Source organism: Sorangium sp. So ce1504 (genome assembly GCF_051521635.1).
Taxonomy (GTDB): domain Bacteria; phylum Myxococcota_A; class Polyangia; order Polyangiales; family Polyangiaceae; genus Sorangium; species Sorangium cellulosum_B.
On record NZ_CP150365.1, the window covers coordinates 7,168,716 to 7,184,594 of the forward strand.

The window sequence follows — 15,879 nt, forward strand, 5'->3', positions numbered from 1 at the left end:
ATGGAGAAGCTCCTCGCCCGTGAGTCGCCGGGTCAGGCGCGCGAGAGCACGATCCGCACCGCGCGCCGCCGCGCGCTGGAGCCCGCGGCGCCAAGGAAGCTCGCCGGGCAGGCCGCCGCGACGCCGCTGCTGCCCCAGCAACACCAGCTGCTGATCGACTGCTGATGAAGCAGCAAGATCGGCACGCCGTTTCTCCTCAAGGAGCGCGCGGAGGCCCTGACGAAGGCGCTCGAGGCGAGGAACGCCCGCGCCGAGTGCGTCGAGTTTCAAGCCGGTCCTCCGCTGCTCGAGGCGATGCGCGGGTTCGGCGTGCGCATCGCGCCCTGGCTGGCCCCGCTGGCCCTCGTGATCCTCTGGGAGGTCCTGTCGCGGCTGCAGATCATCCCGAAGAGCCTGCTGCCGTCGCCCGTCGAGGTGCTCGTGGCCGCCTCGAACGCCACGAGGAGCGGCGAGCTGCCCGCGCACCTCGGCGTGAGCGCGCTGCGGGCGGCCGGCGGGCTCGTCGTCGGCGCGGCCGTCGGGCTCGCGCTCGGCCTCGGCACGGGGCTCTCGCGCCCGCTGCAGCTTGTCATCGACGGGCCGCTGCAGATGCTCCGGGCGATCCCCGCGCTGGGGCTCGTGCCGCTCGTGATCCTGTGGTTCGGGCTCGGCGAGACCGCGAAGCTCTTCATCGTCGCGATCACGGTGCTGTTCCCCGTTTACCTGAACACGTTCCACGGCGTGCGCAGCGTGGATCCGCAGCTCATCGAGATGGCGCAGGTCTACGACGTGCGCGGGTTCGCGCTCTACCGCGAGGTCATCTTCCCGGGCGCGCTCCCCTCGATCCTCGTGGGTCTGCGCTTCGCGCTCGGGCTCTCGTGGCTCGTGCTCATCGTCGCGGAGACGCTCGGCGCGAGCCAGGGCCTGGGCTATGTCGCGATGAACGCCCGCGAGTTCATGCAGATGGATCTCCTGGTGCTCACGATCGTGCTCTGGGCCATCCTCGGCAAGCTGGCCGACGCCCTCGCGCGGTGGATCGAGCGGCGGCTCCTGCCGTGGCAGCCGCCGCTGCAGCGGCTCGAGGCGAGGTGAGCGAATGAGCGGTTCGGGCGATCACACCACCGGCGCGCGCGTCGTGCTGGAGCAGGTCGACAAGCGGTACGGCGACCGGCTCGCGCTCTCGGGCATCGAGCTCGACATCCACCCTGGCGAGTTCGTGACGATCGTCGGGCGGAGCGGCTCGGGCAAGAGCACGCTGCTCCGCGTCCTGTGTGGCCTCGAGCAGCCGACGCGCGGTACGGCGCGCGTCCTGGCCTCGAGGGAGGTCGCGGCGCGCGAGGCCGTGCGGGTCGTCTTCCAGGAGCCCCGGCTGCTGCCCTGGCGCACGGTGCTGGAGAACACGTGCATCGGCGGGCCGAGAGGGCGCGACGCGCGCGCGCGACGTGCTCGACCGGGTCGGGCTCGGAGATCGGCTGAACGACTACCCGGGCGTGCTCTCGGGAGGTCAGCGGCAGCGGGTCGCCCTCGCGCGCGCGCTCGTCCACGACCCGAAGGTGCTGCTGCTCGACGAGCCGTTCGGCGCGCTCGACGCCCTGACGCGGATCGGGGCGCAACGCCTAGTCGAGTCGCTGTGGGCGCAGCGCCGCTTCACGGCCATCCTGGTGACGCACGACGTGGAGGAGGCGGTCCTGCTCGGAGATCGCGTGCTGGTGTTCGACGAGGGGCGCATCGTGGAGAGCGTCGCGGTGGATCTGCCGCGCCCCCGTGCCAGGGAGATCCCGGAGGTCGGCCGCCTCGCCGGCGTGCTCCTCGACGCGATCTTCAGGAGATCGCCGGAAGAAGGAGGGCTGTCACGGCGCGCCTCGCGCGAGGACGTTTCCAGGCATCCCGTGACCCTCTTGGCCCCCACCGGCCTCGAGGTAGCTCGCCATTGACTGGATGCCTCGCTCAGGCGCCACACGCTCGATCCATCGCACGACGTTCGGGTAGTCACCGAGCGAGGCGCAGCGATGTTCCTTTGCGCTTTGCACAAAGGTGCGAAAGGTCGTTATGCCTTCGGCCGGTTTCCCTTGGTCGTTCGGCGCACGAGCTTCATCCGATCGGCTCCCCGGGACTCGAACACGAGCGTCTCGGTCCAACCCCAGGACTTGCCGCCAGGCCCCGTCGTGCCGGCAGCCGTGTAGTCGACGGTCGTGCGCGTGCCCACGGTAGCGAACGTGAGCTCGACAAGGACCTCCTGCTGATAGGCTGTAGCCGGCTTCTGCGAACACCTGCTCGGCATGTCTTCCTGGAACCAGCGGCGCAGGAACTCCCGGTGTTTGTCCTCGCACTGATAGCCAAAGCCCAGGGCCGAGGTATACGGGCAGTCCAGGTGACCTCTCGCGTCGTCGGTCGGCAGCTCGGCCGACTCGCAGTGGCTCACGAGCTCGGCCGACACATGACCGACGGCCGCGCGCTCAGCCTCCGAGAGGCACGCGACCACGTCCTTGGCGACGACCGGCGTGCAACACCCCTCCGTCCAGTACAGCTTCGTGGGTCGGTCGTGCGGCGTGCACGACGACACATCGGCGGTCGCGCTCGGCTCGGGCGCTGACGGCGGCGTCGCGTATGGGTGCGGGGCGGAGCTCGACGATTGGATGGGGTTCGATGTCTGGGCAGGCGCTCCGGACGAGCGCTCTGGCGTGCACGCCGCGACGCACGCTGCCGCGACCAGGATGGCAAAGCGCCTTCGCTCCACCGCGGTCCGTGGAGCCCACGCGCCCGTCACGTCGCCTGCGCGCCGAACGTCTGCGCGCCTTGGCGAGGAGCGGGCGTCGCCTGCAGCTCGTTTGCCGCATTGGCTCGCGGGGCTCGGCGTTCGCGACGTGCGCACGAGTCCATGTCAGCAGATGGCCGAGGCGATGGCCAGCGCGGCGCCCCCGAGCGCGCCGCCTGGTGATCCTCGTCGGAGAGCCTGGTAAGGGGGACCAGGAGATCCTCCCTGCATGATGGCTTCGCGGCTCGCGCTCCTCCCCCTCCCGCTTCTCGTCGCTTCGTGTGGTCCCGCCGCCGGGTCGGCCCCCGCGGCGCTCGCGCCGGCTTCGGTCGCCATCCCGCCCGCCCCGCTGGAAGCGCCCGCGAGCGCCGCGGACGCGCCGGCCGTGGATCCATCGGCCCCGCTGACGTTGCCGATCGCCGCGATCCCGCCGGCAACCTGGGTCGAGCCGCCCCTCGGCGAGCAGGAGCGGGCGAAGGCCGGTCGGGACCCGTTCCGCGAGCACACCGAGATCGCCCTCGGCGAGCGCGTCGCGATCTTCGCTGCGAAGGGAGGCGGTGCCGACCCCGCGGGCGGAGCCTTCGCGGTCGACCAGAAGCTCGGCGTCGTTGGCCCCCTGAAGCTGCCAGCTCGCTTCACCTGGGTTGGCATCGCTGGCCCGCAGATCGACACGCTCTATGGGGCCACACCGGAGGGCGTGCTCCACCGCGCTGCCGGCGTCCTCGATGCGCTGAGGCCGGAAGGCTTCGTACCGCGTAGCAGCGTGCCTGGCGCGACGGCCTGGGACGCCGCCGGCACCCTCATCGCGGCCGCGGCAGGAGAGCGCGTCAGCGTCTCCGCCGACGAGGGCCGCAGCTTCACCTCGGCCGTGGTCGCGCCCGGCAAGACGGTGCGCGCGGTGCTCGTGCGACCCGACGGCGTGCTCGCGGCCGTGGTCGAGGCGCCGGCGCGCGGCCAGCAGCCGGCGGCGCCCGACACGTTCCTCTCGCTGGATCGCGGGCAGACCTGGAAGCGCTCCGCGTTCCAGCCGCGATCGATCGAGCGCGCAGGATCCTGGATCTGGAACGGCAATGCGAGCTGCCCCGCCGTGCTGAGCCGCGACGGCCGGGCGTGGACCAGGGCCGCTGCTGGCCTTTACACCCGACCCACGTTGGGCATCGCGCTGCACCTCTCCCCCGCGATCCGCGCCATCGAGGCCGGCTCGTTCCGCTCGTCCGTCGCCCCGCCAGCGCCCGAGCCGCCCCGGCGCGGCGACATCGCGGTCGGGCGGGAGCCGCCTTGCAAAAGCGACGACGGGGGCGTCGTGGGCGGTATCGGGCTCATGGGCGCGGCTGGCGTCTCGTGCGGAGGCGCGCTCTGCCTGCTCGAAAGCGCCACGCCGCGGCCACAGCCGACGCGCACACGGATCGCGACGTTCGGCGACGGGATCTGCGGACCGACGAGCGCGCGACCGCCCGGCAGCGCCTGCGCCGCGCACCTCACGCGGCCACCGACGTTCGCGGTCGTCGACCACATCGCGAGCACCGTGACGCCCGTCGCGGCGCCCGAGGGGTGCCCGCAGCCGGTCGCGCTGCACAACGCGGCGGGCATCGGCGTGCTGATCTGCCGCGGAGGCAGCGGGGGCGCGACCCTCTTCGTGCGGGGCGCGCAAGGTGCATGGCACGCGGAGGGGAGCCAGGCGACCCCGGCCGAGGCCCTCAAGTGGATCGCCGCGGCGCCGGATGGCACGCTGCTCCTGCTCGAGCCGACGCCGCCCGCAAGCGCCCGGCATCGCGAGCCGCTGCAGGCGCTCGTGCGAAGTCCGCTGCCGCTCGGCGCACCGCAAGCGTGGCGCCGGATCACGGCGCCGGACGGCGTCGCGGCGCTTCCCGCTCCCGGCGGCGCGGCGCTCCTCGCGAGCTCGCCCGCGACCTCGGCCGGCAGACGCCTCGATGTGACGCTGGATCGCCCAGGGCAGCCGGCGCTCACCCTGGCGCGCGACGTGGAGGTCTCCCAGGACCTGACGCTGATGGAGATGCGGGACGGGCAGGTGCGATTCCGCGTGCGTCCAAATCCTGCGCCGGACGTCAAGGGAAGGCTGCGGCCCTCGCCGCCCGAGCCGCGGGATGCGCGCTGGTACGTGCTGACCCACGGCGGCGAGCTCGTGCTGGGGACGCCCACCGGGCCGACGCCTCCGACCGAGGGGCGCCGGCTCGACCCTGCGGGGCGCTAGCGCCGCGTCCGCGCGGTCCCTCGCGCCGCGGGACCCAACCACGTCACGGCGTCGCGGCGGGACCCAACCACGTCACGGCGTCGCGGCGGGACCCAACCACGTCACGGCGATGGGATAGCCGTAGACGCCCCCGCCGCCGTCGCCTGGGTCAGCGGTCCCGGAGAAGCCGGACCATCCGCCGACGAAGCTCCTCGTTGCTCTCGCGCCTCGCAGCCTCGCTCAGCAGCTCGATCGCCGGCCCGCGCAGGACGGCGGCGTGCTCGATCGCTTCGATCGCCAGCCTCCGGGCGATCTCACACGACAGGGACAGCGCCGCGCTCCACACCGCGCCGTCGTAGAGACAGCCGCGCAGGCCGGTCAGGAGCGGCCTTGCGGCGGCAGCGTCGTCCCTCGCGATCGCGCCCCTGAGCCTCGCCGTCAGCCGCATCTTCGCCTGATCCGAGCGCGTGGCCCCGCACGCGGCGATGGCCAGCGCCGCGATCTCCTCGTCGGGATCGGAGGTGAAAGGCCACACCGCATGGAAGAACGGGGTTCCGCCGGTCGCCACGGCCCCGAGGGCGCGGAGCAGCGCCTTTTTCCGGGCGAGAGACGCGGTCTGGAGGCGCGGGAGCAGGAGCGCCTGATCCAGGGAGAACTCCCGTCCAAGCCTGTCGAGGAACGCAGCGCAGTCCTCGTCGGGCACGCGGTCGAGCTCCTGGATCCTCGCCTCGGGAACCGGGGGAAGTGTGGCCTCCTCCCCGGACTCGGGCGCTTCCTTGGCCCGATCGAGCGCCTCGGCGAGCGCCCTCCGGACCGAATCCCTGTCCCAGGCCTCCGCCGCCCGCGCTTCCAGCTTCAGCGCGGCCAGCAACGCCTCACCGGCGCGCCTGTGCTGCCCCGGATTCCTGACGACGAGGGCCGCCATCACGGGGGCGCGCCGCCACGGATCCGGAGCGGCGAGGGCACGCTGGAGCGCCGACTCGGCCTCGGGAACGCGGTACTCGCGGAGGACGAGCGACGCGGCGTGGAGGTCCCGCAGCGACGCCGACCGCTCGATGAACCGCTCGATCGAGGCGATGACGTGGGGATCGCTGGGTTCGTAGCCCGAAATGACGTGCTGGAGCACCGGCAAGATGTCGCTATCCAGGCCGTCCGGGTCCTGCGCTGCCAGGAGCGACACGAGGAGCGGAGCATCGCCTGGGCGACCGGCTACCCACAGGACGAGGAGCGCGCTTCTGTGATTCCTGCTGTGTTGCCCGGGCGGGCCCCTGAGCGCCTTGATCGCCTGGACGCGCATCGCCCCGGCGATCTCGTGCAGGGGGTTGTCTTGTCCCCACCGGGTCTCGGCCTGGCGTCGCTGGAAGTACTGGAAGAGCCGGTTGATCGCCTCGCGGGAGCCGGACCTGAGCACGATGCGCGCGAGCCTCACCCGCTCCTCGTCGCTCATGGCCGACGTGAGGAGCTCTTCGACGATCGCGTGCGCCCGCCGCCGGAGCGGCCGCCCTTCGGCAGAGATTGCAGGGCGCAGACGGCGCTTTCGGTCCGGGCTCATGCCAGAGCCCATGGATCCTATCAGCATCCGTTCGACGCGACAGGGGTTCCCTGCGCGAGCAGCCAGCACGGCTCACGCTCCAGCGCGCGACGCGGCTCGTGAAGCTCGCGCGCTCCACCTCGCAGGATGGATCTCCTGGGACTGGAGCCGTTAACATGGTGGACGCATGCCGCAGCAACCACCGTCCGAGCAGCAGCAGTCGCCGCCCGAGCAGCAGCAACCACCGTCCGAGCAGCAGCAACCACCGTCCGAGCAGCAGCAGTCGCCGCCCGAGCAGCCCTTCTCGCTGACAGACGGCGCCCTCGCCGCGTTGGTGGCCACCGGCTACGGCGTTCCGGCGCTCGCGGCGCTGCTCTTCGGCGCGGGCCAGCTGGTCCGACTCGATGCCGCGATCTTCGTCGCTGGAGCGCTCGGGCTGGCCGGTTGGATCGGTCTGACAGTATGGACATACCGCGCGATACGGCGCCGGGGGCGCGCCCCCTTCCAGGTGGCGGCCGAGGTGCTCACGCTGCTCCTCCTGCCCGCCTGGGGCATGGCATACAGCCACGATGCCCCCGGGACGTGCGCTGTCCCCGCATGCGACGTCGGCACCACGGCGTTCCGGCCGCTCGCCGAGCCGGAAGTCCACGGCTTGATCGCGCTGCACGCCCTCACCGCGCTCGCCTATGTCGTGTCACGGCGCCGGCAGGAAGCGCTGCCTGGCCCTGCAGAGCTCGCCGTCCATGCAGCGCTGCTCGTCGGAATTGCGCTCCACGTCCTGCTGGCGGTGCACTTCGGCCCCTGGGTCGCGGCCGGCCTGCTCGTGCCGCCGCTGCTCCTGCCGTGCGTCGCGCCGGTGTTCACTGTCGTCTTCTATTCCGCCGAGCTGCGCGCTCGCCTCTTGAGGCGGGGCGTCGAGGCCAGCGCGCCCGCTCCGTTGGCCGCTGGCGATCCCGCCTATCGCGCGGGGCCGCCGCAAGTCCCGCTCCCGCCGCCGCCCGCGATTCACCGACCCACGTTGTGGCGCGCCCTCGCGGCTACCCCGCTGCTGCTCGGGGTTCACGCCGTCCTGCACGCGGCCTGGCTGGGACATCCGGCAGCCGCCCTCCAGGTCTTCACCCGCACGTGCGGGTACACGCTGTCGCAGCTCCCGATCGTGAAGCTGCCCGGCGATTGCCACTACTTGTGCACCGTCGCTGCGCGCGGCCACGCCTGGCTTGTGCGCCCGATCCGGCTCGGACGGCGGGGCGGCACGCCAATCCTCGTCAATCGCCAGCTCGCCATCGCCAACGCCTTCGAGGATCTGCTGCACGAGCGCTGGCCGCGCTTCGGCCGCGCGGCGCGCCAGCTCTACGACCGGATGGGGCTCCCCGTGAGCCGATACATCGGCGCCGCTTGGGCCGCCGATGTCATCTATCTCGCGATGAAGCCGCTGGAGTGGGCGTTCTACCTGACGCTCCTGCTACTCGACCCACGCGCCCCCGAAGAGCGGATCGACCGTATGTACAGGTGAAAGCGGCCCAGCGGCTCGACCCACCCGGCCGCACCCGGCCGACCCAGGTTGAGCCATCGCCGCAGGTTGAGCCATCGAACCATCGCACGACCCACCCGGGTTGAGCCATCGCACGAAAGCATACGCAAGAGGAAACTCGACCCGGGTTGTCGCACGACCCACCCGGGTTGAGCCATCGCACGAAAGCATACGCAAGAGGAAACTCGACCCGGGTTGTCGGTCACCGGATCTGCGCACCCCCAATCTATGGGTTGCCCCGGGTTAATTCAATCACTTCGCATCACCTATCGGCCCATAACCGTCCCGCTCTGTCAGTCAGAGCCTATCTAAAGTCACCGTTCCAATCGCCGCATACGCACTCGACCCGGCATACCCTATTCTTAGGCGTACGCGCAGCGCCAGACAAACGCTCCGCCTTCTCCAGACGGACGTTCTCCACAACACGACAACAACGCGTCGAACCCGCTCCCGCGCTTTTCGCATCGCTGAGAACGGCGCCACGCGGTATCTACACCACGAGTCTGAGGTCCGTCACGCTGGCGCCGTGGAACGTGCGCATCCACCAGGTTCCCGCCGGGAACACCACACCGCGTACCCCGGCGCGCCACCGTTCAAGCGCCGCGCGGTACGACGCACGAAACGCCCGCACCGCAGCACCAGCGATTCGCCGTACATCCCCCTGCTCGCGGCCAACCGCAAAGGTCGGATTGCGTTCACCCAGCGCCTCGAAGCTCGTGACGCGCTCGTACGGGGAGATCTTGCTGACTCGCTCAGCACCAAGGAAGCGACGCCCTTGCCGCTGCAGCGCCGCATGGGCCTGCGCCTCCTGTTCCTTGAGCGCGGCGGCGACCAAGTGCCGAAAGTCATCGATGCCGTCCTGCTCGACCGCCGGTGGCACCGCGAGAGGCAGCATCACTTCCTCGGGCCACTGTGGATTTTCCGGGTCAAGATACGCCACAGGACGCGCCGCACGCAGCACGCCGCAGCCGAGCTCTCTCACGTCGACTTTCGCCCCCGGCCACTCACGCGCATGCCGGACGAGGCCAGCGGCCACAGGGTTCGCGAGCACGTAGGCGATCTTCTCCACGACAGCAGCGCGCGTCAGGAGGCGCACAACGCTCGTGGCTTCGTGGTCCCATACCGGTCCTTCCCACGCGCGAAGCACCTTGGTCCCGAGCGCCACAATGCGATGAAAGAACTGCAAGAAGCGCGGCAAGACGCCATTCACGTCCGTCACGACCAGGTGTAAATGCGTTGACATCGCGCAGAACGCGTGTACCTCGATCCCGAAGCGACCAGCCGAGACCGCGAGGGCGTAGACCAAGAGCTGGGTGATCGCTGCGTCGGGGCGCAAGAGCAGGTGCCGACGCAAGACGCGACGGGTGATCATATAGGTAGCGCCGGGCGAGATCTCGCGGGGGTGGCTCATGGCCCGTCCATCTCAACAAACGCTGTGCCAGAGATTGTAGTCAATCATTTCAAGCACTTGCCACGCCCCACAGGTGGCGATCACTGCGCCAGAGGTGGCGGCCGCCATGCCGTCTTCCACCTCGGATGTTATATTCACCACCTCCAGACATCGCCGCCCATCCCCTTCCACCCCCTCCACCAACCTCACCCAACCCAACCTAGGTTAGTATTTGGGTGGAGATTTGGGAGCAAATCTAAGTCGGGTCTTGGGACGACCTGCGTCGAGTCTCCGACCTGGGTCGGGTCTGCGGAGTCGGGTCTGCGGGTCCAATCTGGATCAGGTCTCAACCTGGGTCAGGTCTGGATGTGGTCATGTCTCAACCTGGGTCAGGTCTCAACCTGGGTCAGGTCTGGATGTGGATGGGGTCGGATCTGGAGCGGTCCAACCTGGGTCGGGTCTCACCCCGGCCGGGTCGGGTCTCACCCGGCTTTGTTTCCTTTTGCATGGAGAGCGCGCTCCGAACGAGAATACAGCATGCTCGACCCAGCTTATGACTCATCCGCGATACACAAACACGCAGCCCGTGAGAGCTTCACTTACACATTCCGCACCCCCGCGGGCGTTCGTCGCGCGACTTACACATTGTTCCAGCAGCTTCTCGTGAACGGCTCGGCGCTCGCTGTCGCCGCGCTCCTCCCTGCGTGCGGTCCGGCGCCGGAGGAACCTGCTCCGGGATCGGGGTCCGGCGGCGGCACGACGGCGACCTCAGGCGCAGCCGGCACCGGCAGCACCGGCAGCACCGGCAGCACCAGCAGCACCGGCAGCACCAGCAGCACCGGTGAATCGACCGGCGAGGCGGCTGGAACCGGCGGATCGACCGGGGCTGCAGGCGGCAACCCCGGTGCCTGCGAGCAGGGCACGACGAGCACGGAGTGGGCGACGAGCTGCCAGACCACGGGGGCCAGCTGCACGGCAGGCACCTGGAGGGCGCCGCGCGACGGCGGCGAGACGCGCGCGCCGCTGCGCCACGAGTCGGCGCACTTCGCCTTCTACTGGCCCGATGGGACGGACATCAACCTGAGCCAGGCGGAGGAGGCGGCGGACTCGCTCGAGAGCATCTGGAGCGCGTACTTCGGCAGCCCCATCTTCTTCCCCGAGCCGTACTGCAAATCAGCGGACAAGTGGAAGGCCGCGGTCCATTTCGACAACAGCTTCCCGCTCTGGGGCGGCGGGTGGAGCCGCAACGGCGTCAATTATATGGGGATGTGGATCGGCCCCGACGCCGCCAGCGACCCGTGGGGGCTCGCCCATGAGTTCATGCACGGCGCGCAGTCGACGACGCAGGCGTTCCCCGATTGCGGCGGCGACGGCTGCTGGATCTTCGAGAGCCACGCGAACTGGATGCCGCATCAGATATGGCGGGACAACGTGCACTGCTCGGACATGCTGCCGAACATGCCGCACCTCTACTACGGCAACACCCGGAACCGCTATTGCAACTGGCAGTTCTTCGAGTTCCTGAAGGACAAGCACTGCTACAGCGCCGTCAACGACATGTGGGCCTACGAGGCGCCGCGCGGCCAAGGGGACCCATGGCAGAAGCTCATGCTGAGCCGTGGCTGGGACATCGAGCGGCTCAACGACGAGTTCGGCGAGTGGGCGATGCACAACATCACCTGGGACTACAAGGACCCTCCGCCCACGGACGGAGGCGATCCATCCGGCGTGTATCGACGAAAATACGGCTCGATCGAGGCCGACATGACGTCGAACGGCCGCACCGATCGCCGGCTTCGTCTCGCGCGGGTCGAGGCGCTCGACGCGGACTGGGCGCAGAATCGCCGCTTCGTCTCGCCGTATCACTGGGCACCGCAGCGCTGGGGTTACAACATCGTGCGCCTGCACCCGAAATCAGACGCGACCAGCGTGCGCGTTGTGTTCCGGGGTGTGACGCAGGCCGGCGCCGACTCCGGCTGGCGCTGGGGCCTCGTCGCGACGGACCCGGAGCTGACCACATCGCGCTACAGCCCCCTGCAGCGGGGGAGCGACGGCGAGATGGACTTCTGCGTCAGCCCCGGCGAGAACGTCTACTTGGTCGTGGTCGCGACGCCGACCGAATACCAGAAGCTGGTCTGGACGAACCCCTCGGACGGGCCAGCGTACCCGTCGATCTATCGCTATCCATACATGGTGGAGCTCGACGGAGCGTGGCCCGCCGGCTTTCAGGACGGTCAGCTCGACGCGTGTCCGCGGGGCACGACGAGGCACGCGAACGGCGGCGGCTGCGCGCCCGCGGGCACGCCGTCGAGCGTCTACGTCGGTCCTTACGCGACCATCCTCGGCGGAGAGGTGAGCGGCGACGTCCGCGTCGAGGATCATGCGACCCTCGTCAACGGCGTGATCTCCGGCGGCCGTGTCGGCGCGCTCAGCCTGGTCGGGCAACGCGGCTCGGGCATCCAGGCGCGCGGGTTCAACGTGAGCGGCTCGGCGAACGTGCAGACCACCTTCTACCCGCTCGGCTGGTTCGGCGATCGCCAGTCCGTCTCCGGAACAGCAAAGCTGCTCGGGGATGTCGAGCTCGTCGCCACATCGAAATCGAGCAACACGTTCTACGGGTTCGTCCCCGACGACTGGGCGGGCGTCTCGACGGTCACCGAGGTGACGACCGCGCCCCCGTACACCTGGCGGCGTTGAGGCTACGATGCAGACGATGCTTCATGTTGGGCTCATCGGTGACCGCGACGACGCTGTGACGGCCCACCGGGCCATCCCGGTGGCGCTGCGGCTGGCGGGAGAGGCGCTATCCGTGCCGCTCTCCTTTGAATGGGTGCCGACCGAGGAGGTGACCGACGCCTCGCGGGTGGCTCGTTATGACGCCCTGTGGTGCGTTCCGGCGAGCCCGTACCGGAGCATGGATGGCGCGCTGCGCGCGATCCGCTTCGCCCGCGAGCAGCGGCGCCCGTTCCTCGGCACCTGCGGGGGCTTCCAGCACGCGGTCGTCGAGTACGCGCGCCATGTGCTGGGCTGGTCGGACGCCGAGCACGCGGAGACAGCGCCAGAGGCGCAACGCGCGGTGATCGCGCCGCTTGCGTGCTCGCTGGTCGAGGCCACCGGCAAGATCCGCTTCAACGCCGGAACCCGCATCGCGCGGGCCTACGGCCGCCCTGAGGCCACGGAAGGATATCGGTGCCGCTACGGCCTGAACCCGGAGTTCCAGGCCGCGCTGGTCTCGGGCCCGCTGCGCATCGGCGCCGAGGACGACGCCGGCGACGTGCGCGCCGTGGAGCTCGACGGCCATCCGTTCTTCGTCGCCACGCTGTTCCAGCCGGAGCGCGCTGCGCTCGCCGGTCGGCTGCCGCCGCTCGTGGCCGAGCTCATCCGAGCCTGCTCGAGCGCCGCCGGCTGAACGCTGGCGCCGGCACATCGTTCAACGAAGGAAGGATCCGCCAGAGCGTCAACGACGCCGAGATCTGGATCTCTTCCTGGCGTCCGGCGCCTTGTGGTTTCGAACCTCGGCCGGCTTCAGCGCTCCGGTGCGCCTGCTGCTCCACGAGGTGTTTCTGCGAGGCGCTGCGCGTGCGGCGCCGGCGCTCAGCGCGATTGCAGGAAGTACCTGCGCGCGGCCTCGCAGAGTTCGGGCCAGCGCTGGGCAAGCGCGGGATCTGCTGCAAAGCGGCCTGCCCAGAAGGCGTCGAGGGCGGCGCGCGCCGCGGGGGTCGGCACCCCGTAGCGTGCGTTCGTGCTCTCCACGTAGGCGGGGTACATCTCGCACGCGACGACGAGGCCGGCGTACTGGTTGAGCGTGAGCGAGGGTGGCGGGCGCGCGCTGAGCGGGTCGCTCACGCTCGCGGGGGCCGGCGTGGAGGCTGGCGGGACACTCGGCGTGGCGGCCGGCAGCGCGCCCGACGCGGAGGCCGGCAGCGCGCTCGGCGTGGCGACCAGCGGCGCGCTCGACGCGGCGACCGGCAGCGGGCTCGCCGTGGCAGCCGCCTGCGCGCTCGACGCTGTGACCGGCAACGGGCTCGCCGTCGCAGTGGCCTGTGCGCTCGGCGTGGCCGCAACGGAATGACGCTCGTCGTGGAGCGGCACCGCCGGGGAGTGGTGCGCGGGCGCCGGACCAGGCTCGCGCACCGGCTGTCCATCGGGGCTGGCGACGGGCTGAAACGGCAGCGCCGAGTCGAAACGAGCGACGGACGGCCGAGGGCGCTCTTCGGAGGCCACCGGGATGAAGGGCAGCGCGGAGTCGATGACCCGCGGCGTATCGGGGAGCGTCTTGCTCAAAGGCTTCGACGCCGCGCCGCTCACCGGCGGGTCCGTCCGAGGAACCGACGCAGGCGCGGGAACAGGCACGATCGCGGGCTGGGTGACGGATTGGGGTGCGGGTGTGGAGGCAGGCGCCGGGGCGGACTCGGGATCGGCCACCGGTGCGGGCGCGGCCACAGGTGCGGGCGCGGCCACAGGTGCGGGCGCGGCCATCGGTACTGCCATCGGTGCCGGCGCGGGCACACCGAGCGGCGCCAGCGCGGGCACACCGAGCGGCGCCAGCGCGGGCACACCGAGCGGCGCCGGCCCAGGCACCGCCGTCGACGCCAGCACCGCCATCGGCGCGGGCATCGGCGCCGCCGTCGGCGCTGCCGCCGGCACGAAGGGCAGCCCCCCGCCCAGGCGAGACAGCGGCCCCTGCGCCTCGACCAGCGCCGGCGCGCTCGTCGTCGCGGTGACCTCCTCCGCTTCATGCTTCGCCGCGGTCGGCGGCACGAAGGGCAGCCCTCCGCCCAGACGAGACAGCGGCCCCTGCGCCTCGACCAACGCCGGCGCGCCGGTCGTCGCGGCGGCCTCCTCCGCCGCGCGCTGCGCCGCCGCCTCGTCCTCCGCGCGCTGCGCCGCGGCCCGCTTCGCCTCCGCCAGCCGCTCGTCGAGCGCCCCGTGCGCGTCCTTGAGCACGACCAGCGCCTCGGCGCTCTCGCCCTCCGGACCGAGGACGCGGCCGATCGCCAGGAGCATCTCTCGCGCGGCGCGCAGCGCCGCCTCGTCCGCCGCGCGGTCGGGCAGGTGCCGCCTGGCGAACGCCGTGAGCTCGTCGTCCTCGCATCGAACGAGATCCGCGAGCCGGGCCGCCACGCGGCGCCGATCCGGATCGACGCTGCTGCCCGACGGCCTGCGCATCGCCGCGTCGAGCTTCGCGAGCGCCTCGGTCAGCGCGCTCTTCTCCGGCGCCGTCCCTGAATCCGTGGCGGACCCCTTGCTCGCGACCCTCACGGCGCGAGCACGAGGACGGTGGTGACGCTCGGTACGATGGCCATGCCCGGCGCGTTCGTGCTGTTCTGAATCGAGATGCTCGTCAGGCGCGTCATGGGCGCGCAGCCGACGATCACAGTGAAGGCCGCGGTCACGTTGCGCGACGGGCCCATCACCATCCCGGACGCGACGCCGAGCGCGACGCCCGGGTTGTCCCCCATCGTGAGCGGCGCGACCGTCAGCATGTTGTGCGCCGGCGCGCACGTGACGAGCACGTTCGGCACGAAGAGCACGCTCATCGGATGGAGCGAGATGTTCGGGTACGGGATCGGCACCGGGGCCGGCGTCGGGGTCAGGCACACGTCCGGGAACGCCAGGCACATCCCCCCTGCGGTCGTCTTCGCGAGCATCGCTTCACCCCTCGTCGTTGCTGGCGCCCGCGGCCCCGCGCGGCGCGCCCTTTCAGCCGATCTTGACCTGCTCGCCGTCGAGCTTCGCGAGCGTCCGCGCGGCGACGATCGTGTTCTCCCCGCGGATCGCCGCGAGGCCCTCCGCGCGGAGATCGAAGACGCCCGCGCGCACCTGCTCGAGCGCCTCGACGAAGCGGAACGCCTGCTTCGCGCGCTGGACGAGCCGGTCCGCGCGCGCCTCCATGCGCTCGGCGACGACGACGGCCTTCTGGACGTGCGCCTCGAGCGACCGGCCGACGAGCCCGATCTCCTCGATCGCCGCAGCCGCCGCCTGCGCGCGGATCTGGAGCTTGCCCGCGAACAGCCCGACCTCCCTGGCGGCGGCGATCTCGATCTGGTCGCCGGCGCCGAGCCCGAGCCGCCCCGTCGCTTGCACCTTCATATCGCCCTCGGCGACGATCCGCGTCGTCGCGCCCGCCTCGCCCTCCAGCACCGCGAGGACGAAGACCTGCTCGCCGTCCACCGCGCAGAGCACCCGATCCCCCGCGTCCGGCGCGACGAGGCAGCTCTTCGCGCGCCGCGCCGCGACCGGCCCGCCGCCGAGCTCGACAACGAGCCCCGACGCCGTGCCCCGGACGACGCCCGTCTCCAGCGACGGCACGCGTCGCGGCGAGGGCGAACGCTCGATCGCCGGCAGATCCACCGCGGCCAAGAGGTCGTCCTGCGCGCTGTCGTCGTGTGCCACCGTCAGTGGCTCGCGGGCCGCCATGCTCTGCATCTCGGGTCTCCTCGGCCTGGATCCGCCCGGTCAGGACGTGCGCGCCGCAACGCTAGTTTCAACGATTTCACGG

The 15,879-nt window shown here is 71.1% G+C and carries 12 protein-coding genes and 1 pseudogene; 7 read left to right on the top strand and 6 right to left on the bottom strand.

Going from position 1 to position 15,879, the window contains the following annotated elements; genetic code table 11:
* The 3 genes and pseudogenes from WMF39_RS26915 (at position 1) to WMF39_RS26925 (ending at position 1,913) form a co-directional block, all read left to right on the top strand.
* Complete coding sequence (locus tag WMF39_RS26915) at positions 1-165, top strand: hypothetical protein (protein WP_437739345.1); 165 nt, start codon at positions 1-3, stop codon at positions 163-165.
* A 129-nt stretch (positions 166-294) separates the two neighbouring features.
* Entirely contained in the window at positions 295-1,071 is a 777-nt protein-coding gene (locus tag WMF39_RS26920) for an ABC transporter permease subunit (protein WP_437739346.1), read from the top strand.
* A gap of 4 nt (positions 1,072-1,075) precedes the next feature.
* Positions 1,076-1,913: pseudogene (locus WMF39_RS26925) on the top strand (ABC transporter ATP-binding protein).
* A gap of 113 nt (positions 1,914-2,026) precedes the next feature.
* On the opposite strand, the gene WMF39_RS26930 reads toward WMF39_RS26925, so the two are convergent.
* A complete protein-coding gene (locus WMF39_RS26930) occupies positions 2,027-2,542 on the bottom strand; it encodes a hypothetical protein (RefSeq protein WP_437739347.1) in 516 nt (171 codons plus the stop codon).
* A 421-nt stretch (positions 2,543-2,963) separates the two neighbouring features.
* On the opposite strand from WMF39_RS26930, the gene WMF39_RS26935 reads away from it, so the two are divergent.
* A complete protein-coding gene (locus tag WMF39_RS26935; protein WP_437739348.1) occupies positions 2,964-4,946 on the top strand; it encodes a hypothetical protein in 1,983 nt (660 codons plus the stop codon).
* Between the two features lie 148 nt (positions 4,947-5,094).
* On the opposite strand, the gene WMF39_RS26940 is transcribed toward WMF39_RS26935, so the two are convergent.
* The gene (locus WMF39_RS26940; protein WP_437739349.1) at positions 5,095-6,477 is read right to left on the bottom strand and encodes a hypothetical protein; all 1,383 of its coding nucleotides are present in this window, start codon (positions 6,475-6,477) and stop codon (positions 5,095-5,097) included.
* 166 nt (positions 6,478-6,643) lie between these two features.
* On the opposite strand from WMF39_RS26940, the gene WMF39_RS26945 reads away from it, so the two are divergent.
* The gene (locus WMF39_RS26945) at positions 6,644-7,969 is read left to right on the top strand and encodes a DUF6688 family protein (RefSeq protein WP_437739350.1); all 1,326 of its coding nucleotides are present in this window, start codon (positions 6,644-6,646) and stop codon (positions 7,967-7,969) included.
* 508 nt (positions 7,970-8,477) lie between these two features.
* On the opposite strand, the gene WMF39_RS26950 is transcribed toward WMF39_RS26945, so the two are convergent.
* Positions 8,478-9,398 carry a transposase gene (locus WMF39_RS26950; protein ID WP_437739351.1) on the bottom strand — a complete coding sequence of 307 codons (921 nt, stop codon included), beginning with the start codon at positions 9,396-9,398 and terminating at the stop codon, positions 8,478-8,480.
* Between the two features lie 516 nt (positions 9,399-9,914).
* Between WMF39_RS26950 and WMF39_RS26955 the strand changes: the two genes are divergently transcribed.
* Both WMF39_RS26955 and WMF39_RS26960 read left to right on the top strand, forming a co-directional pair.
* Positions 9,915-12,074: a DUF6055 domain-containing protein gene (locus WMF39_RS26955; RefSeq protein WP_437739352.1), complete on the top strand. Its 2,160-nt coding sequence runs from the start codon at positions 9,915-9,917 to the stop codon at positions 12,072-12,074.
* Between the two features lie 7 nt (positions 12,075-12,081).
* The gene (locus WMF39_RS26960) at positions 12,082-12,786 is read left to right on the top strand and encodes a CTP synthase C-terminal region-related (seleno)protein (protein WP_437739353.1); all 705 of its coding nucleotides are present in this window, start codon (positions 12,082-12,084) and stop codon (positions 12,784-12,786) included.
* 185 nt (positions 12,787-12,971) lie between these two features.
* Here the strand turns inward: WMF39_RS26960 and WMF39_RS26965 are convergent, their stop codons facing one another.
* The 3 genes from WMF39_RS26965 to WMF39_RS26975 are packed head-to-tail and all read right to left on the bottom strand — an operon-like array spanning position 12,972 to position 15,806.
* Positions 12,972-14,639: a hypothetical protein gene (locus WMF39_RS26965; RefSeq protein ID WP_437739354.1), complete on the bottom strand. Its 1,668-nt coding sequence runs from the start codon at positions 14,637-14,639 to the stop codon at positions 12,972-12,974.
* The gene (locus WMF39_RS26970; protein ID WP_012237562.1) at positions 14,636-15,028 is read right to left on the bottom strand and encodes a DUF4150 domain-containing protein; all 393 of its coding nucleotides are present in this window, start codon (positions 15,026-15,028) and stop codon (positions 14,636-14,638) included. The genes WMF39_RS26965 and WMF39_RS26970 overlap by 4 nt, the downstream gene beginning before the upstream one ends.
* Before the next feature lie 52 nt (positions 15,029-15,080).
* Positions 15,081-15,806: a DUF3540 domain-containing protein gene (locus tag WMF39_RS26975; protein WP_437739355.1), complete on the bottom strand. Its 726-nt coding sequence runs from the start codon at positions 15,804-15,806 to the stop codon at positions 15,081-15,083.
* Positions 15,807-15,879: the final 73 nt, after the last annotated feature.

Bases quoted from the DNA above. Each gene is read 5' to 3' on its own strand.
- WMF39_RS26915 (WP_437739345.1), top strand. From the start codon at position 1: ATGGAGAAGCTCCTCGCCCGTGAGTCGCCGGGTCAGGCGCGCGAGAGC.
- WMF39_RS26920 (WP_437739346.1), top strand. From the start codon at position 295: ATGCGCGGGTTCGGCGTGCGCATCGCGCCCTGGCTGGCCCCGCTGGCC.
- WMF39_RS26935 (WP_437739348.1), top strand. From the start codon at position 2,964: ATGATGGCTTCGCGGCTCGCGCTCCTCCCCCTCCCGCTTCTCGTCGCT.
- WMF39_RS26940 (WP_437739349.1), bottom strand. From the start codon at position 6,477: ATGAGCCCGGACCGAAAGCGCCGTCTGCGCCCTGCAATCTCTGCCGAA.
- WMF39_RS26945 (WP_437739350.1), top strand. From the start codon at position 6,644: ATGCCGCAGCAACCACCGTCCGAGCAGCAGCAGTCGCCGCCCGAGCAG.
- WMF39_RS26950 (WP_437739351.1), bottom strand. From the start codon at position 9,398: ATGAGCCACCCCCGCGAGATCTCGCCCGGCGCTACCTATATGATCACC.
- WMF39_RS26955 (WP_437739352.1), top strand. From the start codon at position 9,915: ATGCTCGACCCAGCTTATGACTCATCCGCGATACACAAACACGCAGCC.
- WMF39_RS26960 (WP_437739353.1), top strand. From the start codon at position 12,082: ATGCAGACGATGCTTCATGTTGGGCTCATCGGTGACCGCGACGACGCT.
- WMF39_RS26970 (WP_012237562.1), bottom strand. From the start codon at position 15,028: ATGCTCGCGAAGACGACCGCAGGGGGGATGTGCCTGGCGTTCCCGGAC.
- WMF39_RS26975 (WP_437739355.1), bottom strand. From the start codon at position 15,806: ATGCAGAGCATGGCGGCCCGCGAGCCACTGACGGTGGCACACGACGAC.